20 protein-coding genes are annotated in these 19,719 nt (G+C 34.4%); 19 read left to right on the top strand and 1 reads right to left on the bottom strand.

Going from position 1 to position 19,719, the window contains the following annotated elements; translation table 11 throughout:
• Positions 1-90: 90 nt before the first annotated feature.
• From HHU12_RS05385 to HHU12_RS05340, 10 genes are all read left to right on the top strand, one after another.
• Positions 91-1,968, top strand: a complete 1,878-nt coding sequence (locus HHU12_RS05385; protein WP_169655704.1) for a mucoidy inhibitor MuiA family protein — start codon at positions 91-93, stop codon at positions 1,966-1,968.
• A 368-nt stretch (positions 1,969-2,336) separates the two neighbouring features.
• Positions 2,337-4,013 (top strand): PhoX family protein, encoded by a 1,677-nt coding sequence (locus tag HHU12_RS05380; protein ID WP_240970856.1) that lies wholly within the window; start codon positions 2,337-2,339, stop codon positions 4,011-4,013.
• A 103-nt stretch (positions 4,014-4,116) separates the two neighbouring features.
• Positions 4,117-5,910, top strand: a complete 1,794-nt coding sequence (locus tag HHU12_RS05375; RefSeq protein ID WP_169655703.1) for a cytochrome-c peroxidase — start codon at positions 4,117-4,119, stop codon at positions 5,908-5,910.
• A 394-nt stretch (positions 5,911-6,304) separates the two neighbouring features.
• Positions 6,305-6,964 (top strand): hypothetical protein, encoded by a 660-nt coding sequence (locus tag HHU12_RS05370; RefSeq protein ID WP_169655701.1) that lies wholly within the window; start codon positions 6,305-6,307, stop codon positions 6,962-6,964.
• A 151-nt stretch (positions 6,965-7,115) separates the two neighbouring features.
• A complete protein-coding gene (locus HHU12_RS05365) occupies positions 7,116-7,787 on the top strand; it encodes a hypothetical protein (RefSeq protein WP_169655699.1) in 672 nt (223 codons plus the stop codon).
• Positions 7,788-7,967: 180 nt separating this feature from the next.
• Positions 7,968-8,393 carry a MarR family winged helix-turn-helix transcriptional regulator gene (locus HHU12_RS05360; protein ID WP_169655697.1) on the top strand — a complete coding sequence of 142 codons (426 nt, stop codon included), beginning with the start codon at positions 7,968-7,970 and terminating at the stop codon, positions 8,391-8,393.
• A 2-nt stretch (positions 8,394-8,395) separates the two neighbouring features.
• A complete protein-coding gene (locus HHU12_RS05355; RefSeq protein WP_169655695.1) occupies positions 8,396-8,950 on the top strand; it encodes an NADPH-dependent FMN reductase in 555 nt (184 codons plus the stop codon).
• Positions 8,895-9,743 (top strand): pirin family protein, encoded by an 849-nt coding sequence (locus HHU12_RS05350; RefSeq protein WP_169655693.1) that lies wholly within the window; start codon positions 8,895-8,897, stop codon positions 9,741-9,743. The genes HHU12_RS05355 and HHU12_RS05350 overlap by 56 nt, the downstream gene beginning before the upstream one ends.
• Before the next feature lie 37 nt (positions 9,744-9,780).
• Positions 9,781-10,632 carry a pirin family protein gene (locus tag HHU12_RS05345; RefSeq protein WP_169655691.1) on the top strand — a complete coding sequence of 284 codons (852 nt, stop codon included), beginning with the start codon at positions 9,781-9,783 and terminating at the stop codon, positions 10,630-10,632.
• 26 nt (positions 10,633-10,658) lie between these two features.
• Complete coding sequence (locus tag HHU12_RS05340) at positions 10,659-12,167, top strand: MATE family efflux transporter (protein ID WP_169655689.1); 1,509 nt, start codon at positions 10,659-10,661, stop codon at positions 12,165-12,167.
• On the opposite strand, the gene HHU12_RS05335 is transcribed toward HHU12_RS05340, so the two are convergent.
• On the bottom strand, positions 12,150-12,734 hold the full coding sequence (locus HHU12_RS05335; protein ID WP_169655687.1) for a Crp/Fnr family transcriptional regulator: 585 nt from the start codon (positions 12,732-12,734) through the stop codon (positions 12,150-12,152). The genes HHU12_RS05340 and HHU12_RS05335 overlap by 18 nt on opposite strands.
• A gap of 180 nt (positions 12,735-12,914) precedes the next feature.
• On the opposite strand from HHU12_RS05335, the gene HHU12_RS05330 reads away from it, so the two are divergent.
• The 9 genes from HHU12_RS05330 (at position 12,915) to HHU12_RS05290 (ending at position 19,541) form a co-directional block, all read left to right on the top strand.
• Positions 12,915-13,793 carry a lysophospholipid acyltransferase family protein gene (locus HHU12_RS05330; protein ID WP_169655685.1) on the top strand — a complete coding sequence of 293 codons (879 nt, stop codon included), beginning with the start codon at positions 12,915-12,917 and terminating at the stop codon, positions 13,791-13,793.
• 128 nt (positions 13,794-13,921) lie between these two features.
• Positions 13,922-14,350 carry a hypothetical protein gene (locus HHU12_RS05325; protein ID WP_169655683.1) on the top strand — a complete coding sequence of 143 codons (429 nt, stop codon included), beginning with the start codon at positions 13,922-13,924 and terminating at the stop codon, positions 14,348-14,350.
• Entirely contained in the window at positions 14,347-14,784 is a 438-nt protein-coding gene (locus HHU12_RS05320) for a hypothetical protein (RefSeq protein ID WP_169655681.1), read from the top strand. Before HHU12_RS05325 ends, HHU12_RS05320 begins: the two co-directional genes overlap by 4 nt.
• A gap of 349 nt (positions 14,785-15,133) precedes the next feature.
• The gene (locus HHU12_RS05315) at positions 15,134-15,661 is read left to right on the top strand and encodes an FKBP-type peptidyl-prolyl cis-trans isomerase (RefSeq protein WP_169655679.1); all 528 of its coding nucleotides are present in this window, start codon (positions 15,134-15,136) and stop codon (positions 15,659-15,661) included.
• A 96-nt stretch (positions 15,662-15,757) separates the two neighbouring features.
• The gene (locus tag HHU12_RS05310; protein ID WP_169655677.1) at positions 15,758-16,279 is read left to right on the top strand and encodes an FKBP-type peptidyl-prolyl cis-trans isomerase; all 522 of its coding nucleotides are present in this window, start codon (positions 15,758-15,760) and stop codon (positions 16,277-16,279) included.
• A 9-nt stretch (positions 16,280-16,288) separates the two neighbouring features.
• Complete coding sequence (locus tag HHU12_RS05305; protein ID WP_044207316.1) at positions 16,289-16,498, top strand: YwbE family protein; 210 nt, start codon at positions 16,289-16,291, stop codon at positions 16,496-16,498.
• 24 nt (positions 16,499-16,522) lie between these two features.
• Complete coding sequence (locus HHU12_RS05300) at positions 16,523-17,809, top strand: DEAD/DEAH box helicase (protein ID WP_169655675.1); 1,287 nt, start codon at positions 16,523-16,525, stop codon at positions 17,807-17,809.
• Positions 17,810-18,102: 293 nt separating this feature from the next.
• A complete protein-coding gene (locus HHU12_RS05295; RefSeq protein WP_169655673.1) occupies positions 18,103-18,540 on the top strand; it encodes a MarR family winged helix-turn-helix transcriptional regulator in 438 nt (145 codons plus the stop codon).
• A gap of 62 nt (positions 18,541-18,602) precedes the next feature.
• Complete coding sequence (locus tag HHU12_RS05290; RefSeq protein WP_169655671.1) at positions 18,603-19,541, top strand: NAD(P)H-dependent oxidoreductase; 939 nt, start codon at positions 18,603-18,605, stop codon at positions 19,539-19,541.
• Positions 19,542-19,719 lie beyond the last annotated feature (178 nt).

The raw sequence follows: 19,719 nt of genomic DNA, 5'->3' as shown, positions 1-19,719 counted from the left end.
TAAAACATACAAAATAGTATGCCCGATAGGATTCCTGTCGGGCTTTTTTGTATATTGACTTGGCAAACAAAAAACTAAATGAAATAAATTATGAAAACTACAATCACTCTTCTCTTGCTTTTGTTTTTCCAAAGCTTTGTAATGGGGCAATCCTTTCAGGAAAGGAAGATGAAAAGCAGTATTAAATCAGCTAGAGTTTTTCTTAAAGGAGCAGAATTGTCAAGGAAAGGCTTCATTAAGGTTTCCAAAGGAAAGTATAAGTTGACCATGAACAAACTCTCTACTTCTATTGATGGAAATAGCGTGCAAGTAAAAGGAAAAGGAAATTTTATTATTCTGTCTTCTAAGTTCAACATCAATGTGACTGAGAAACCAAGTTCTACGCTGTCATCAGATAGTTTACTCAAAGAAATCAAAAAAGTAGACCTTCAGCTGAAACAAATCACTTATCGGGAAACAGTTTTAAGTCAGAAGGAAGATTTAATTGCTAAAAATATTGCTTTGGGTAGTGAACAGAAAGGAGTTTCTTCAACAGAATTGACGCAAATGCTGAATTTATATGAGGTGCAACTCACAAAAATCAATAATGAGTATTTGAAGTTGGAGAGTAAGAAGGAAGCATTGAAGGAAGAAAAAATCAATTTAGAATATCATTTCAAACAATCGGGAGGAGTTGAAATAACAAAAACGGGTGAGATTGTAGTGGAGATAGAATCGAAGGTTGCTCAGACGATTACATTGGAAGCTTCTTATTATATAAATGATGCAGGCTGGCTACCGAAATATGATATAAGAGCAGTGGACATCAGCAAACCTTTGAAAGTAGAGTACAAGGCAGATGTATATCAAAATACAGGTGTAGAATGGAAGAATGTAGCTTTAACGTTATCAAATGGAGAGCCGAATCAGTCAGGTGTAATGCCCCAAATGAGAAAGTGGGAACTGAATTATCCAAGGTATACAAGGTCAGTGAGTCAAAAGTATGATGCTTATGCAAGTAGTAAAATTACAGGTACTATTTATGATGATACTGGAATTCCTTTACCAGGTGTTAATATCGTTTTTGAAGGAACTACTATTGGTACCGTTACAGATTTTGATGGTAACTTTTCACTGACAAAACCTACCAATGCTACTCATTTTAATGTAAGTTATATTGGGTATGTCTCTAAAAGAATGGCTATTAATAAATCGAATTACTATATACAGTTAGAGCCCGATGCAGAACAGTTAGAAGAAGTTGTAGTAATTGGGTATGGAAGTGTAAAAAAAGGTGCTAGAAAAAACAGAACAATGGCCGCTCCTGCTCCAAAACCTCAAAAAGAAGCGATTAAGATGACTTCAGAAATGGAGGAAAATACCACTACGGTTGACTTTAAAATTGAAAAGAAATATACCATTAAGTCTGGGACTGGGACAATTTCTGTAAATATGAAAGAATACCAAATACCGGTAGAATATCAGTATTTCTCTATTCCAAAGCTTGATAAATCAGCGTTCTTGATTGCTAAAATTCCATCATGGGACCAATACAATTTGTTGAGTGGAGAAGCCAATTTGTTCTTAGAAGGCGGTTATGTGGGGACTACATTAGTGGAAGCCAATACTATGGCAGACACATTAGATATATCATTAGGCAGGGATAAATCTATTGTCGTTAATAGAAATAAGGTAGATGAATTGGCGAAGAAGAAATCTTTAGGATCAAGTAAGACAGACAGTAGAGCATTTGAATTGAAAATCAGAAATAAAAAGTCATCCCCTATCAAAATAGAGTTCTATGATCAGGTGCCAGTATCTGTAAATAGTGAAATTACTGTAGAAGTGGAGAAATTGTCGGGAGGAAAGCTAAATGACAGTGATGGTTTTATAGTTTGGAAAGAAGAGATAGCGCCAGGAAAGAGTTTAAGTAAATCATTTAAGTATTCAGTGAAATACCCTAAGAAAGAAAAAGTGATTCTTGAATAAAAAGAAGATTTATAATTTGAAGCCAGTTTTAAATTAGCTTATAATTAGACTTAATATAGATAGAGGGTACGCATAAACTTAATGAAAGTAATGCGTACTTTTTTTTGTTGTAACAAACAGGAGATGTGAATCTTTGAAGAATCAAGTAAGTGAATGAATATTTACTTATAAAGGGATGTTTAAGGATGAATATTAATTTACATGGCTAAAAATGAGATTAATTTTTTGTGAAATACATCGTCGTTTACCTTGTTATTTATTCATCATAACATTGAAATTATGTAAATCTAACTTAACTAAATCCAATATTACCTTCTCTAATTTTGCGGTGATAACAAAACAAATCATTCATCCAATTATCACTACAAATGAAAAAACTTATTATCTCTTTGTTCTATTTAGGAACGCTGCTTTCTTTCTTGGCGTCTTGTGAAAATAAAGACGAAACTACAGATCCTCAAGAAATCATTGGAACAGGTAAAGTAGTAGATTATACAGTATCTGATGACGGTACTGAAGTGACTGTAGAGTTTGAGAACGGTCAAAGATCAACAATCTCTTTCGATGAGCCTTTATTAGGAGAGCAAGGCGTAGGAATTAAAACAATCACTTTTGATGAGGCAAAAGGGACTTTAACGTTCACTTTAACAGATGGAACAGTTTCTACTTTCCCTATCGTACCATCAACTCCAGTAGTTGAATTGAAAAACCATTCTGTGACTCCTCACTTATTAAAACGTCATTCAGGTTTTGAAGACCTTGAAATCTATTCTATTCTTTCTTCAGAAGATGAATTAGAGCAAAGCCCAGACTTTTTCTATGGTTCTATGGCAGACGGCGCTGGTTTACTTCGTAATGATGACGGTACTTTCACTTTGATCAACAACATCGAAGCACACTATTCTGTAGCTCGTATCACATTAGACGAAACGTTTAAGCCTGTAAAAGGTGAAATCATTTTGAACGCTGAAGCTACGGCGAGTACAGCACAATGTTCAGGTACTTTGATCACGCCAGAAGAGCACGGTTTCGGTCCATTGTACCTAAGCGGTGGAGAATGGGGTGGTTCTGCAAGATATGTTTATGCTACAGATCCATTTAGAGATGCATCAGAAGCAGGAACGGCTAGAACTTTAACAGCAATGGGGCAGTGGACTGTAGAAAATGCAGTGCCATTAAATAAAAATGCTTTCCCTGAGAAAACGGTAGTCTTGATCGGTGATGATTCACACGGTGATGCAGGTGGACAATTAGTGATGTATGTATCAGAAACAGTTGGTGACCTGGACAATGGTAAATTATATGGCTTGAAAGTAGGCGATGGTACAGTGGTAGACAATGACCTAGTTGCTGAAGGTGCTGGTGAATTTGATGTTACTTTCATAGAGTTGGAAGAGAAAACGTATGATGCTTTGAATGCAGAAGCAATGGACAAAAAAGTGATGGCTTTTAACCGTGTAGAAGACATTGATTACAGAAGAGGTTCTGCTGAAGCGAATCGCGAAATCTACTTTACAGCTACAGGTCGTAGCCAATACAATGACACTAGAACAAAATACGGTAGAATTTACAAATTAGTGTTAGATGCTAATGACCCATTGAAAGGTAAATTATCTGTGGTATTGAACGGAGATGACCTTGAAGGAAAAGCAAAAAGATTACATAGCCCTGACAATATCTTAGCTACATCAAACTTCTTATACATTCAAGAAGATCCAAACGGATATGATGACACTGCTGAGAAATCACATGACGCTTACTTATACCAATACAATTTAAATACAGGTATCCTAAAAGTAGTATTGGAATCAGATCATAGAGGTTCAACTGCATTGGACAATGGTTACGCTTCTGCTAGCGACCGTTGGGGTAAATGGGAGTTGACAGGTATGATTGATGTTTCTGATGAACTTGGCATGGAAGGAACTTTCATCTTAATACAACAAGCACACTCTTGGTATGATGAATCGTTTAAAAACCCTACAGGTCATGGTAGTGCTATGGAAGGTAGTATTATGACAGTAGTAAAAGGTTTGGAACGTTAATCGACGATTTACACTCTCTTTATTCGGAGCCGTTACCTTTTCTTCTTTATTAAAAAAGAGTTGGTGACTGCTCCGTTTTTCTAACTCCTTATTAAGCAATCTGATGAAAATAATAATAGTACTAGCACTTATCACAATCTCTATTTGTAGCTGTAAATCTTCTATCGATAACGAACAGGTTATCCAACAACAGAAAGAACAACTTATTCATTATTATCAAGAAAACTTAAACAATTGCCTTACTTCATTAAAGACGCTAAGGAAGCAGGATCAGACAGAACAGCTGAAAAAAGAATTTGATCAGGCAAGAATTTCTTTCAAAAGCATAGAACCTATTATGGCTTTTTATGCTTCCAACAGTTATAAATCCCTTAATCAGCCTAACCTCCCTCAAGTAGAAGAATTTGATAATGCGGATAAGGTCATTCAAGCAACAGGTTTTCAAGTGATAGAGGAACTATTGTATGCTTCGGACTCCATTGAAATTGATGAAATTCATAGACAAACAGATTTGATGATCAACACTTTGAATCTGGAATTGAACAATAATAAAATACTAGCACTAAAACCTCATCATCTGTTATGGATGGTAAGAAATGAATTGGTTAGAATTACTGCATTAGGAATCAGTGGTTTCGATTCTCCAGTGTACTTGAATAGCATAGCGGAAAACAAATATGCTTATAATGGTATCGCATTTCTACTTTCTATCAGCAAGGATTATTTTAAAGACCAACAATTACTGGAAGAATGGAATAAGAGTATAGTCTATGCTCAAAATAAACTTTCATCAGCAGAGAGTTTTGACCAATTTGACCGCTTTACATTTATCAAAGAATCAGTGCACCCTATGTTGGAATTATGGGTCAGAACTGCGAAGGACTGGGAGGTTGAATTTCCATTTGAACAAAAAATCAATTATAACGCCGTTTCCCTTTTTGATCAAAATACCTTCAATATCAATAAATTTTCATCAAGGTACAGTTTGGATTATAATGAAGAAGTGGTGGCATTAGGAAAGCAACTTTTTCATGATGAGCAACTTTCTCATAATGGAATAATGAGTTGTGCTACTTGTCATGATCCTCAAAAAGCATTTACAGACGGATTGCCAAAGTCAATTACAAATACAGGAACATCGAACAAAAGAAATGCACCTACACTAATGTATGCTGGCTTGCAGGCCGCTCAGTTTTATGACTCCCGAAAATCGTTGCTTGAAAACCAGATCATGGCAGTAGTGAAAAATAAAGATGAATTTCACTCTGATATGGAGAAAGTGGTGAGTGTTGTAGAAGAGAACAAGGAATACACTCAGCAATTAGAAAAGCATTATAAAAAGACGGACTCTCAAAGCATCAGAAATGCAATTGCCATGTATGTAAGAAGCCTAAGCCCATTCAATTCAAAGTTTGACCAAGGCATAACTTCAGATCAGGTGACATTGAGTGTATCTGAAATCAATGGTTTTAATTTATTTATGGGTAAAGCCAAATGCGGTACATGTCACTTTGCTCCAATTTTTAATGGAACGGTTCCACCTTTATTCAATCACAGTGAATTGGAAGTGCTGGGCGTTCCTTCTAAAAAAGTATGGGAAAATGCCGAAGTAGATGAAGATAAAGGGCGTTATGAAGTTTCTAAAGCACCGCTGAAAATGTTTGCTTTTAAAACACCAACCATCAGAAATATAAGTAAAACAGCCCCATACATGCACAATGGTGTTTTTGAAACTTTGGATGAAGTCTTAAAATTCTACAATCAAGGTGGAGGGGAAGGCATAGGTATTCATCTTGAAAATCAAACATTACCTACAGATCAATTGAACTTAACAGAGAATGAACTAAGCGATTTAGTGGCCTTTATGGAAAGCTTGACGGATGAAGTCAGCTATTAAAATTATACATCAGATATAAGAGCATGTTTTAAACATGCTATAAGGAGTGCAAAAGCTTATTTCATATTGGAGTAAGCTTTTTTTGATTAAAATTCTTTTGCTTTTGTTTTTCCTTTCAAAAAAGTACTATATTTGAGTGTATTACGATTTATTTATTATTTAGCTTAAACTGACTTATTATTCTCAAAGCGAATCTATTTTTAGTGCAAGCAAAAACTATTGAAACACTCAAATGATAAAAACTAACGATGAAATCCTGTATGAGCAGGTAAAGCAGAATGATAGGTTTTCTATCCTTAACAAGGTTGATTATTTAAAATTTTTTGAAGTATAATCAATGAAACTATACGAAATAGTACGAAAGCATAGTTGCAGAATTTGGGATATGATGTACATGAAATATTCTGAAAGGAAACTAAAATTAAAGCTAGAAAATCATATTACCTATGATTCATTTTGGGAAAATCCTACTACTATTCCTATGGAACTTAGAGGGTCAGATGAAGCCGAAGAAAATAATGAAGTTCCTAAGATATGTGATTTTTTTGATTGGCATTATAATTATTCATTCGGTACAACAGATCCACCAAGTGCATATTATTATATCGTTTCAGAGAAAATGAAGAATATATTTGAGCGGTTTACTTTACCCCCTCATAAATATTACGAAATAGAAGTTACAAATGTGGAAGTTGAACAAAAGTATTTTGTTTTACACGCATTATCACATAAACACTACGTAGACTACAAAAAGAGTTCTTTTGTTATGAAAGATCCTTATACAGGTGAAATATTAGAAAATATTGAAATAAATATTCAATCAAAAAGTGATTATTTTAGTACTCTAAGAAATAAAGATGAAGGTTTTAGATTAAGTTTTAAAACTGAGTATTATGATAAGAAATATGATTGCCTTCCAAATTCTTTTAATTCAAACTATCCTATTATAAATGAATCCTTAAAAAGGGAATTAGAAAAAGCTAATTTAATAGGCATTGATTTTTATGAATACAATCAGGATGGATTTGATATACCTATACTTTTCCCAGAATAAATTACAAACAAGAATATCTTTAGAAGTAGAAGGGTCGAAGGTGTTTGTTTTTTGACTCAAAAGAGTATTGATGGAACTAACGACAAGATAAACAATGAAACTATTTAAAATACATAGAGAGTATAACTCTATAATATGGAACATGATGTATATGAAATATTCTGAAAAAGAATTGAATTTACAGCTTAATGAACACCTTACATATTATTCATTCTGGGAAACACCTAAAACTATACCTATGGAATTAAGAGGTTCAATTGATGCTGAAATAGCTGAAGAACCTCCTATTATACAGGATTACTATCACTGGGGTAGTGATTTTACATACGGCTCACTAGAGCCTCCTAATGTTGATATAATTATAGTCTCTAAAAAATTCAAAGAAATCTTGGATCAATTTCTTCTACCATTTCATAAATTCTATGAAATTGAAGTTTTAAATGTTGAAATGAAAGATAAATATTTCATGTTGCATTTTTTAGATAAAGACTTTTACATCGACTTTAAAAAAAGTAAGTTTAAATTTATTAAAAAAAATGATAATACTACATTAAAAATATTTGATCAAATCATAACCTCCCAAGATGAATTTTATGAGATAAAAAGAAATCATGCGGATATAAAAAATAGAACTATTGATTTAGTTTTTGTTGATAACTTTTTTTTGGAAAAATATGATTTTCTTTTTAAAGCTCCAGGTTCTAATTATCCAATAGTAAGTGAAGAACTAAAACAAGCTATTATTAATTCAAATATTACTGGTGTTGAATTTTCTAACTTTAATACTGATGAAGAAACTATACCAATTCGATTTCCAGAATAAATAATATTGCTCACAAACAAGAACACCTTTTGAAGTAAAAAGTCAGAAGGTGTTTTTGTATTATAGAAATTCTTGAAGTAAGCTTTTTTCGCTACTCCACTAAAAAATAATTAGAAAATATTTGCAATTGATAAAAAAGCTATTTACTATTGTATGTACATTAATCGTTTAAACAAATAAATGCATTCAAAAAAATATTTTAAAGCAATTCATCAGATCATTGTAACAGGGCATTGGATTACCGATCAAGTGGGGAAAGACCTGAAAGAATACGGTATTACTGAACCTCAATTCAATGTCTTGAGAATTTTGAAAGGGCAGAAAGGTGCGCCGATTACTGTTCAGGAAATACAAGAGAGAATGGTACAGCGTTCTAGTAACGTTACTCGAATTGTAGACAAACTTTTGGATAAAAAATTGGTCAACCGTCAGGAATGCCCTACCAATAGACGTAAAATGGATATTACCATTACAGATAAAGGATTGGAAGAGTTGGAGAAGTTAGATGCCAAAGTGGGCGATTTCCATCAGCAATTCCAAGGCAATTTATCTGAAGAAGAATTAGAAACATTAGCAACATTAATTAAAAAACTTAAAGGAGAATAATTATGAAAAACATCGTAGTATTTGGTGCTTCAAACAGCAAAAATTCAATCAATGAGCAGTTAGCAAAATGGGCTGGAGCACAATTAGAAGGATCGGAAGTAAAGGTTTTAGACCTTAATGATTATGAAATGCCGATTTATGGTATTGATAAAGAATTAGCTACTGGTATTCCTTCAGAGGCCACACAATTTTTAAGTGCTATTGAAGAAGCAGATGCATTAGTAATCAGTTTCGCAGAGCATAATGGTAACTACTCTGCAGCTTATAAAAATATCTTTGACTGGGCTTCAAGAGCGGATCGTTCAGTTTACAAGAACAAACCAACTTTCGTGATGTCTACTTCGCCAGGTCCTGGAGGTGCAGGAAGTGTGATCGCTATTGCTAAAGGATCTTTACCTTATGCTGGTGCGGATGTAAAAGGCAGTTTCTCTTTACCATCATTCGGACAGAATTTCTCTTCTAAAGAAGGAATAGCAGAAGGAGAGTTGAAAGCAAAATTTGATGAAGAGTTCTCAAACTTTAAAACAGCAGTTTATGAAACGTCAGTTGAAGCGTAAGCAACCGGGAAGAAATGGTTTTCAGTTTATTCTTGATCCTAGTACAAGAAGAGAATTACAACCATTTGTATTTTTCGATGCCGGAAAAAGTAAAAGAAGAGATGAGGGCATGTTCTTTGGAATGCACCCTCACTCTGGCATCGGTATCATCACTTATTTTGAAGGAGGTGATTTGGTACATAAAGATTCAGGAGCCAATGATGATATTATCAAAAGTGGCGGTGTACAGTGGATCAATGCCGGAGGTGGAATTTTCCATGCTGAAGGGTATCAGAAACCTGCTGAGGAGAAAAATGAAGAGTGGAGTTTAGCCATTCATCAGCTTTGGTTACAATTGCCCGAACATCTTGAAGAAGGTGAAAACAGCTATCAAAATGTACAGCCTGAAGCAATGAAGGTAATCGATAATGTGAAAATCATAGCAGGGGAGTACAAGGAACAGAAAGCAACTTTAGAGGTGCCTTATGATATCACTTATCTTGATATTACGCTAAAATCGGGCGAGGAAATCACTATTCCAACTCCTAAGGGGCAGTCAAGAGGTTTTGTTTTCCCAAGGGAAGGAAAAGTAAATTTACATGAGGAAGAAATTTCATTGGGTTACCTTAGTATTTTAGAAGAAAACGAAGGAGAGCTTTATTTCAAAGCTGAAAAAGATGCTCAGTTTGTGGTTGGCTTAACAGTGCCTTCAGAGCAACATATCGTTGTAGGTGGTGGGTCTATTCATTCTTCCTTTGATGCATTGAAAAATTCCCAAAAGCGTATTCAGAAAATCGCAATGGAACTAGCTTAACCTTTTTTATCTAAACTCTTGTAGGTACAATAATTGTATGTTAAATAAAGAAATTAAATCAATCCAGGGATATGCCAATATAGATGGTTTGATCCCTGGAGTTCGAGGACAGAGGGCATTCCCTACCAATGCCATGAGAACCATTGATCCTTTTTTAATGTTGGATCACATTGGTCCAGAAAAAGTAGGGAAAGATTTTAGTTTAAATGGAGAAGGTCATGATCACCCACACAGAGGCTTTGAGACCATTACTTTTATGTTTGAAGGTAAAATGAATCACAGAGATTCATTAGGAAACAGAGCAGAATTGAAGTCTGGAGGAGTGCAGTTAATGAATGCAGGGGCTGGAATTATACATGGTGGAGATATGTTTAGTGATCCTGATACCGAAAGATTTCATGAAGTACAACTTTGGATCAATAACCCAAAAGAAGAGAAACTTTCTGCTCCAGGTATTCAAAATCTAGCCGTAGAAAATATCCCTGTGGTAGTTGCCGAAAATAGTACTTTGAGGGTAATATCAGGGCAGATGAATGATTTGGAAGGAGAGATTAAGACCAAAGCTTCAACACAAATAGGGCATTGGATAGGGAGCACAAAAAGTAAAATCACGGGCTTGAAGGAAGAGTTTCATTTTATGGTCTATGTATTGGAAGGAGAAGTGCGTATCAATAATGATGTTTTATACGAATTTCAAACTGCCACTTTATCTGATACAGGAAATCAATTCGAAATTTCAACTGAAGAAGGTGCTCAAGTTTTAATCCTTGGCGGTTTGCCTTTGCAAGAGCCTGTAGTTTATGGCGGTCCATTTGTGATGAGTTCACAAGAAGAAATCACACAGGCCAATATAGATTATCAAAAAGGATTATTCGGGGAAATTAAATAAAGTGTTAAGAACAAAACGAGGAGAGTATGAAAATTACTAGAGCGGTTGCATCAATCTTCCCTCTTTATTCTAACCTCTTCCCTCACAAAGAACCTCTCTCATCTCTTTTAAACAAATTCAACTACTTTTTACACATGGCAGATATATTAAAAGACAAGACCAGTCAAGTATTACTCAAAATGAGTTTTCCCATCAGTATAGGGATGCTCTCTACTTTCTTATTTCAAGTGATTGATACCTATTTTGTAGGTAAATTAGGAGGAGAAGCTTTAGCCGCATTAAGCTTTTCATCAGTACTTTATTTTATCATTGTTGGGTTGTTTATGGGCTTAGCAGTCGGTGTTTCCACTTTAGTTGGGAAAGCCGTAGGAGAGCAAAATGATATTGCCAAAGAACAATATGCATTGATTGGATTGTTGATGTGTTTTGTCTTAACAGTGGCCGTTGCCGGAGTGGTGTATTATTTTTCTAATCCCATTTTCTTATTGTTAGGAGCACCTCAGGAAATATTACCTTTGATAGATCAATACATGTTACCCTTACTTACAGGGATTGCTTTCCTTACAACGGGAATAATGGCCGGGAGTATTCTTAGGTCTACAGGAAATGTTGTGATGCCCGAAGTGATTATGGCATTGGCAGGAGTAGTGAATTTGTTTTTTGATTACGCTTTGATTTTTGGAGAATTTGGTTTCCCAGAATACGGTATCAAAGGAGCCTCATATGCTACAGTAATGTCTTGGTTTTTTATGATTATTGGTATGACTATTTTGTCTTTGAGTGATCGAATCCTAAAGTTTGCTTACCCCGTTAAAACTTTACCTGTTGTAAAAATTGTACAGCAAATTACAAAAGTAGGATTGCCTACCACAGTGACTCAAATGATTGCACCCATCACTCAAATGTACCTCACATTTATTCTAGCTTCACATTCAGCAATGGCAGTTGGTGCATTTGGTGTCAGTAGTAGAATAGAGATGTTGATGTTGATAGGAATTTTGGGAGTGGGAACAGCATTAACGCCCTTTATTGCACAAAACCTTGGTGCAAATCAGAAGAAAAGAATTGATGAAGCGATTGTATTCGGTGGAAAAACTTCAACTTACTTAGGTATTGCTTTAGCGATTATTTTGTTTGTATTGATTGAACCTTTAGCCTCTATTTTCAGTGAAGATGCTTCGATTATAGAGTATACCGTTTCTTATTTTAGATTGGTGGGTGTTTCCTATGTATTCTATGGCTTTTTTATCATGACCTCTTCAGCTTTCAATGGTTTACAAATGACAAAAGATTCTATGAAAATTATGCTGATTAAATCATTCGCAATGACAGTGCCTCTAACACTTATTGGGTCTGCGGTTTATGGCATTGATGGTATTTTTATTGGATTGAGTTTAAGCAATATATTAGGAGGAATCTATGCAAGTGTTTTTATGAAAAAGAAATACAAAGAAATGGATTCAGACCTGCAACATGCTGAAATATGGAAAGATTATAAAAGCGATCTTCAAAGTATTTCATTTTGGAGAGGATAGTTCTTTTCTAATTCTACTCAGGCTTTCGGTGGTGATGCCTAAATAAGAAGCTAAATGATAATTTTTAATGGACATCTCTATATCAGGATACTTCTCAATAAAACCTAGATACCTTTCGGTGGCGGTTTGAGACAATATAGAGATGATCCTTTTTTGATAACCAACAATCGAACCTTCTACCTTATCTCTGTAAAGTCTATTAAAAACTGGAATTTTGATGCAGAGCTTCTCAAGGCTGTTTTTTTGTATTTCAAAAACAGTTGCATCCATAATGCATTCAATATTTAGTAATGCTTTTGTTTCAGAAAAATAGGCCATCATATCACTGATCCACCAATCATAAACAGCAAATTGCAGTGTATGTTCTTTTCCTTTATCATCAATAAAATAGGTCCTCAAACAACCGTCTAGTACAAACAAAATACTGTTTACATCTTCACCATTTAATAGTAAGTGTTCTCCTTTTTTGATACTCTTTTCTGTAAAACAGGAACGGATAATTTCTCTTTCACTGAATGTCAGACTTAAGTTTTTGAAGACATCAATAGTGTAAATATCTGTACTCATACATTGTTATTAATGAAATTTTTGGATTATTTTTGTATACGCTAAGGCGTTGATTATATACCTCTTCTTTGCTATTTTTAATTTAGTTATCTTTTACATCTTTAAAAAAAACGCTCCCAAATAATAACCTAAGAGTACTATAATTTAAGGTTAGAGTACTTTATTTCAGATTGTTAAGTAATGATTTTTATAAAACTTTTTTCCCGATTACCATTTTTTTTCATTCATTCTTTGTCGTATAGTATTGCATTTTTTATGGGTAGTATTATCCGGTACAGAAGGTCTAAGATTGCAGAAAACATAAAAATTGCCTTTCCTGAAAAATCACCTCTAGAAAGGAAAAAATTACTTTTTCAGTTTTACCTTAATCTTACGGATGTAGGTTTTGAAGCCCTCAAATCTTACAGTATGACAAGGGAACAGATGCAGAAAAGGTTTAAAGTATTGAATCCAGAAAAAATGGAAGAGCATATCCAAAAAAATGAACCTTTCTTGTTGTTGGCAGGACATGTAACAAACTGGGAGTGGCAACTTTCAGGATATGCCAGCCAATTGAATTTTAATTTTGGAGGTGTTTACAAACCGCTATCAAGTAAATTTACTGATAAACTGATGCTTGACATCAGAGCCAATTTTGGAGGTTATCCAATACCCATGGCCAAAACAATGAGAGAAATTTTGGTAAGAATGAAACGAAAGGAAATGTTTTCTTTTGGTCTTGTTGCTGATCAATCACCTCCGAACTATGATAAAAAAAGAGAATGGGTACAGTTTTTCAATAGAGAAACCGCTTTTTTCTCAGGACCTGAAATCATTACTCAAATGGCAAAAATGCCTGTCTATTACGCTCATATCACAAGAACAAAAAGAGGACATTACGAAGGACGTATTATTCCAATTTTTCAAGAAGGGGATGAATATGTGAAAGGAAGCAGTCAAATCACAAAAAAATATGCTGAACTTCTAGAAGCAAATATCAGGGAATCACCTGCAGATTGGCTTTGGTCTCATAATAGATGGAAGTACACAAGGGAAGAAATTGAAGTAGAAGTAAAGTAGTAAAATGGGAATAGGTAGAAGGAACTTATTCCCATTTTTTATTATTTTTAGTTTGCAGAACTATTACTTTAAATAATCTGTTCTTGAACTTAAATTCAGATCTTAAATATTTAGCAAACTACACTATCATGAAAAAACACATTTTTCTCATCATCGTATTTACTTTTATAGCTTTCTTCAGTCATGCTCAAGAAATCACGGATTATAAATTGGGAATGAAGCTAGAAGGAGGAGATATGGTCCACATGACCATAGGAAGAGTGAAAGGAGTGGTATTTTTGTATCCAAATAAAAGCGGTTACATCTATGCTTTAGGTTTTGTGCCTTCAAATGACGGTAAAAACCCTGCAAAAATTTCTAGCGGCGATTTTGATAGTTTTATTGATGAAATCAAAAGGTACTATAACACCGATTTTGAATCAGAAATAGATCACGCACAAAATAAGATTCATTATTATGGTAAACATGAAGGGAATCAAATTGTTATAACCTGTGATTATGAAGTCGAATTTCCTCCTTATCACAAGTCGATGTCTATGATGCTTAATAAATTATGAATGAAACGCTCAAAATAATTACACTTCTCACAAGTCTATTTTTCTTTTCACTTTATTCCAGTGCTCAGGAGTTTGAAGATTACAGAATTGGTGATAAACTGGAAGGAAAAGACATGGTAAATATGGATATAGCGGGAGTGCCCGGTACTTTATTTATCTATACCAATAAGAAAAAATTGATCAGTTCTATGGGTTTTGTACCATCAAGAGATGGAGGAAATAACCCTGCTCAAGTTCATAAAGGTGAATTTATTCGTTTCAAAACTTTTATGGAGCAGTATTATCAAGGAGGGTTTGAAAGGACAATTGACAATGCTCAGCAAAAACAGCATTACAAATTGAAATACAATGGCTGTAATGTAGTGATCACAATAGGGGAGTTTGAAGATGATTTCTCTACCTCAAGTTTGGTTTTTATGATTAATAAAATTTAAATGTTGCAATAGACGGGTTTTTTCGCCCAAAACTTTAAAATACCCACAAATGGGGATTTTTTGGTGTGATAAAATTTCTGAAATTAGCATCAGCAAGTAGTATTAAAATAGGCAATTAATCATTACCTTAAAAGGTAAGAAATTGATCTTTACCCAACTAATAGGTAAGCATTCAGGCGAAGATGTTTACCTATTTTTCTTTTTAAATACTTTTGTCTTAGTATGAATGCATTTTTATTGATCTGTTTTTCCCTCCAAATCAGTGCTTAATTCACAATAAATCTTTCTTATCGAACAAAATCGTAACTCAACAGATTAATTCTTAGTACCTTTACAAAAAAAATATAAAATGAAAGCAACAAAAGATAAAGTTGTCACTTTAGTATACAGCTTAAGTGAGGAAACTGCAGAAGGAACTCTTTTACAAAAAGTAGAAAAAGACGATCCATTTGAATTCTTATTTGGTCACATGGATGTGTTGCCAGAATTCGAGACTGAATTAGAAGGAAAAGAAGCAGGATATACGTTTTCTTTTAGTATCTCTAAGGAGAATGCTTATGGTGAGAGACAAGACGCTGCGGTAGTAAAAGTTCCTAAGGAAGTTTTTAATATCGAAGACGAAATAGATCAAAACGAAATTTTGAAAGTTGGTAATGTATTGCCAATGGTTGGTCCTGACGAAATGCCAATGGAAGGTGAAGTAACAGAAGTACATGATGATCATGTAGTGATGGATTTCAACCACCCGCTTGCAGGTACTAACTTATATTTCACAGGTGAGATTATTGACGTAAGAGACGCAACAAAAGAAGAACTAGAAGAAGCCGTTCAAGTAGATAACATGGAAGGTTTAGAAGGTTTGGAAGGTCTTCAATAGAAGTGGTATAACACAAATAATGCAAAGCTTTCTTCCGAGGGATTTATTCGAAAGAAAGCTTTGTTTTGTATTAGGATTAAGAATATAAAAAGTCTAATGGGAGAATTAAGTATTTCAGAAGGATTAGTAGTAGCACTGACTTATAAATTATATAGAGATAGTGCTGAAGGTAATTTTATAGAAGAAGCACCGAAAGACGATCCGTTCTTATTTTATGTAGGAGCTGGTGGTGTACTTCCAAAATTTGAAAATGCTCTTTTAGGTAAAAAACAAGGAGATAAATTTCAAATTTCGCTAAAAGCAGAAGATGCTTACGGTAATGTAATCAAAGAATACAGCGAAGTAAAAGTGGCGAAAAACGCTTTCGGTTTTGCAGATGAAGAGGAAGAGGAAGCAATGCTTCAAGTAGGGCACATCCTTTCTGTTGCTGATCAGGACGGTGATGTTTATGATGGAAAAATCACAAAGATCAATAAGAAAGATGTGATCATGGATTTGAATCATGAGCTGGCAGGAATGGATTTATTCTTTGACGGAGAGATTGTAGAAGTAAGAAAACCAACAAAAGAAGAGTCTGATTTTGATGGAGAGGGGGTTGAAATTATGCCTTCAAAATAAAACGCTTTTATGGACGACGGAAGAAAAAGAAGCAACATCAAGATTGGAGGTCATGTAAATATTGTTCTCAAGGCAGATCAGAGAACAGGTGAATTGACTGAAGGTTGGGTTGAAAAAATATTGACAAAATCTTCTTTTCACCCTCACGGTATTAAAGTGAGATTGGAAACGGGTGAGGTAGGAAGAGTAAAAGAAATCCTTGAAGACGGAGAGTTTTAATAACCACTCCAAAGTACATTCATAATGAAGTTTGAAAAATACAGTATTTCCTCGAGCTTAAAGAGAAGCTTAGAAGAAAAAGGTTTTAAGAAACCAACAGATATTCAGTTTAAATCTATCCCTCCTATCTTAAGAGGAGAGGATGTGCTGGCTATTGCCCAAACCGGTACTGGTAAAACGGCAGCGTTTGCTATTCCTGTAATGGAACGCCTGTTGAACAAACCAAACAAAGGAAATAGAAAGAAGAGTATTCGTACTTTGGTGATGGCTCCTACAAGGGAACTCGCTCAGCAAATCACAGAGGTATTCGAAACGATTGGTAAGTACACTAAACTAGATATTTTATGTATCTATGGTGGTGTAGAGCAAGTCAAGCAGATTGAAAAATTAGAATCTGGTGTTGATATCCTGATTGCCACTCCAGGCCGTATGTTTGATTTACAGCATCAAGGTTATGTGGATTTAAGCAGAACGGAGATTTTGGTATTGGATGAAGCCGATCACATGTTGGAGAAAGGTTTTATCAAGGATATCAAAGATGTCATTCGCTTTTTACCAAAGCACAGACAAACACTTTTCTTCTCAGCGACTATTGATGAGCAAATTAAGAAATTAGCGTATTCATTAGTGAAGAATGCCATTAGAATCCAGATCTCACCGAAAGATCCTGTTTCTAAAAATGTACGTCATGCATTGAGCTATGTGAAAATGGATGACAAGCGTTTCTTCTTAGAAAACATCATCCGTGAACATCCAGAGAAGAAAATTCTTGTTTTTGTAAGAACAAAAGTAAGAGCAGAAAGAGTACACAAAGCCATGGAAAGAGTAGGGTTGGAAACGGTGACAATTCACGGTGACAAAGATCAAAAAGCGCGTACGCATGCCATGAAAACTTTTAAAGAAGGAAAGGTAAAAGTACTGATTGCTACTGATGTTTCTGCTCGTGGTATCGATATTCCAAACGTTCAGATTGTAGTGAACTACGACATGCCTGACGTTCCTGAAAACTATGTTCACCGTGTAGGTCGTACAGGTAGAGGGATGGAAAAGGGTGATGCTATCTCATTCTGTGATGAACAAGAGAAAGAACTGAAGGAAGAGATTGAAGACTTCATGGGCAAAGAAATCGCCGTTCATAGATTGGAAAGAGGTGATTATGCCAATATTGTTGGTTTCTCTGCTGAACAATCTACTGATTGGAAATCTGTGATGAAAGAAATTGCTCAAGACAAAACAGATTACAAGGAAATCAAAAAGAGATCCAACAGAAAGAAAGAGAAAAAGAAATTAGCAAAGAGAAATAAAAAGTAACTTTTGGTTTCTTTTGAAGATAGATAGAGTCCCATGATTGTAAAATTGTGGGATTTTTTTGCTTGAAATTTCTATTGAAAAGATAACCGCACGGTAGAGTCACAATGCCTTGTGGCTCACGAACCATTTTTCTTCATTCATCATTCTTAATTCTTCATCAAAAAACATCCGGTTACTTTTATCTTAGTCCTTATACAAATATGGATGTGTTAGTTGTTTAAAGTGATTAACAAAAATATATTTGTATGTACAACTAATTATTTTACATTTATATCATCAAAAAAGAAATAATCATGAGTGATCAACAAAAATCGTTTCAAGAATGCTGTTTATATTTTACAGCCAATTCACTTTCCCGCTTTATTGGGAACTTGGCAAATGATGCTTTTAGAGTGACGGGCTTGCAGACCTCTTATGCACATTTGTTGTTACAGATTATTGAAGAACCTGGTTTAAGCCAAGGGGAGATTAGTCATAAGATGAATCTAAAACCTTCAACAATCACTCGATTTATTGATAAACTGATTGCAATGGGATATGTACAACGTACTCAAGAAGGAAGAACGGTATATGTTCACCCAACGGAAGAAGGTATTAAAATGAAACCAAAATTAGATCAGGCATTGGCAGATCTATTTGATAAATATTGTGAGGTTTTAGGAAAAGAAACGGCTGTGAAATTGACCGCTGATATTCATAAAGCCAACATCGCTTTAGGAAATAATGAATAGGGAATTTATTTCTCTATTTTTTTAATAAAACATTTGTATGTACAACTAAAAATATAAAAGACATGAAAACTTTAATGATTGTAGCACATCCAGAATTAGAAAAATCAATTGCTAACAAATACATTTCAACTACTATTAAAGAGAAAGTTGAGGATATAGAGGTAAGGGATATTTTCAAATTATATCCAGATTATAAAATCGATATTGAAGCGGAGCATGAAGCATTATTAAAAGCAGATACGATTATCTTCCAATACCCATTTTACTGGTACAATATGCCTGCAATTCTAAAAGCATGGTTTGATGCCGTTTTCTCTTTCAACTTTGCTTACGGCCCAGAAGGGGATAAGCTAAAAGGAAAAAACTTCTTATTAAGCTTTACTGTAGGCGGTCCAAGTGATGCTTATTCTCCATTAGGGTACAATCATTTTAGAATTGAAGATTTTTTAAAGCCTATGGAACAATCTGCTTACTTGGCTAAAATGAACTATTTAGATCCTATTTATGAGCATGGTATGGTGTTTATTCCAGGTGTTTATAACACACAGGAAATTGTGGAACAGAGAGCTGAAAAGCAACTAGATCGTATTATTACTACTTTGAAAAGTTTGTCAGAGGCTGATCCTGAACAAAAAATTAAAGACTTTATCAAAGATTGGTTTGCTCAGTTTGATGTGTTAGGAGATGAAGGGTATTTTACAAATCACCTTTTAAAAGAAACGGTTTTAAAATTCCCTGAAGGAGAATTCAGAGGACATGAAGGTTTTAAAGAATGGTACGATGGAATCAGAAAAACGATAAAACCGGATAACAAGCATACAATCAAATCAATCGTTGTGACAGAAAGCAATGGACTTTACAATGTAGATTTAAACGTAAGTTTAGAGGCTGAAACAGTAAGTGGGGAGGCTTTAAATCTTAATGTAAAAGAAGATTGGAAAGTTGAAATTACACGTGATGATAGAATGAAGATTCACGAATATATTGTTCAGCCACTATAAGTTAGCGTGTGAACAGTATTATAAGCATGCTAGAATATGATGATTTATTTGCTCTCCTGTAGCCACGTAGCCTGCTACGTGAAGTCTGAGGTAGAAGTAGAGTGTGTATTTCATAATACTATTTCAAAAAAGGATTACGGTTACTTTTTGGGTAACTGACCATGTTTTTACAGCCATT

The sequence above is a fragment of the Flammeovirga aprica JL-4 genome (genome assembly GCF_012844305.1).
GTDB classification, from domain to species: Bacteria; Bacteroidota; Bacteroidia; order Cytophagales; family Flammeovirgaceae; genus Flammeovirga; species Flammeovirga aprica.
This window is presented reverse-complemented; position numbering and strand designations above follow the sequence as displayed.

What these genes read in the sequence shown, in the direction of transcription:
- HHU12_RS05325 (WP_169655683.1), top strand. Translation starts at nt 13,922, where the DNA reads ATGAAAAAACACATTTTTCTCATCATCGTATTTACTTTTATAGCTTTC.
- HHU12_RS05380 (WP_240970856.1), top strand. Translation starts at nt 2,337, where the DNA reads ATGAAAAAACTTATTATCTCTTTGTTCTATTTAGGAACGCTGCTTTCT.
- HHU12_RS05290 (WP_169655671.1), top strand. Translation starts at nt 18,603, where the DNA reads ATGAAAACTTTAATGATTGTAGCACATCCAGAATTAGAAAAATCAATT.
- HHU12_RS05310 (WP_169655677.1), top strand. Translation starts at nt 15,758, where the DNA reads ATGGGAGAATTAAGTATTTCAGAAGGATTAGTAGTAGCACTGACTTAT.
- HHU12_RS05330 (WP_169655685.1), top strand. Translation starts at nt 12,915, where the DNA reads ATGATTTTTATAAAACTTTTTTCCCGATTACCATTTTTTTTCATTCAT.
- HHU12_RS05300 (WP_169655675.1), top strand. Translation starts at nt 16,523, where the DNA reads ATGAAGTTTGAAAAATACAGTATTTCCTCGAGCTTAAAGAGAAGCTTA.
- HHU12_RS05365 (WP_169655699.1), top strand. Translation starts at nt 7,116, where the DNA reads ATGAAATATTCTGAAAAAGAATTGAATTTACAGCTTAATGAACACCTT.
- HHU12_RS05335 (WP_169655687.1), bottom strand. Translation starts at nt 12,734, where the DNA reads ATGAGTACAGATATTTACACTATTGATGTCTTCAAAAACTTAAGTCTG.
- HHU12_RS05295 (WP_169655673.1), top strand. Translation starts at nt 18,103, where the DNA reads ATGAGTGATCAACAAAAATCGTTTCAAGAATGCTGTTTATATTTTACA.
- HHU12_RS05355 (WP_169655695.1), top strand. Translation starts at nt 8,396, where the DNA reads ATGAAAAACATCGTAGTATTTGGTGCTTCAAACAGCAAAAATTCAATC.
- HHU12_RS05345 (WP_169655691.1), top strand. Translation starts at nt 9,781, where the DNA reads ATGTTAAATAAAGAAATTAAATCAATCCAGGGATATGCCAATATAGAT.
- HHU12_RS05370 (WP_169655701.1), top strand. Translation starts at nt 6,305, where the DNA reads ATGAAATATTCTGAAAGGAAACTAAAATTAAAGCTAGAAAATCATATT.
- HHU12_RS05375 (WP_169655703.1), top strand. Translation starts at nt 4,117, where the DNA reads ATGAAAATAATAATAGTACTAGCACTTATCACAATCTCTATTTGTAGC.
- HHU12_RS05385 (WP_169655704.1), top strand. Translation starts at nt 91, where the DNA reads ATGAAAACTACAATCACTCTTCTCTTGCTTTTGTTTTTCCAAAGCTTT.
- HHU12_RS05350 (WP_169655693.1), top strand. Translation starts at nt 8,895, where the DNA reads ATGAAGAGTTCTCAAACTTTAAAACAGCAGTTTATGAAACGTCAGTTG.
- HHU12_RS05320 (WP_169655681.1), top strand. Translation starts at nt 14,347, where the DNA reads ATGAATGAAACGCTCAAAATAATTACACTTCTCACAAGTCTATTTTTC.
- HHU12_RS05360 (WP_169655697.1), top strand. Translation starts at nt 7,968, where the DNA reads ATGCATTCAAAAAAATATTTTAAAGCAATTCATCAGATCATTGTAACA.
- HHU12_RS05315 (WP_169655679.1), top strand. Translation starts at nt 15,134, where the DNA reads ATGAAAGCAACAAAAGATAAAGTTGTCACTTTAGTATACAGCTTAAGT.
- HHU12_RS05305 (WP_044207316.1), top strand. Translation starts at nt 16,289, where the DNA reads ATGGACGACGGAAGAAAAAGAAGCAACATCAAGATTGGAGGTCATGTA.
- HHU12_RS05340 (WP_169655689.1), top strand. Translation starts at nt 10,659, where the DNA reads ATGAAAATTACTAGAGCGGTTGCATCAATCTTCCCTCTTTATTCTAAC.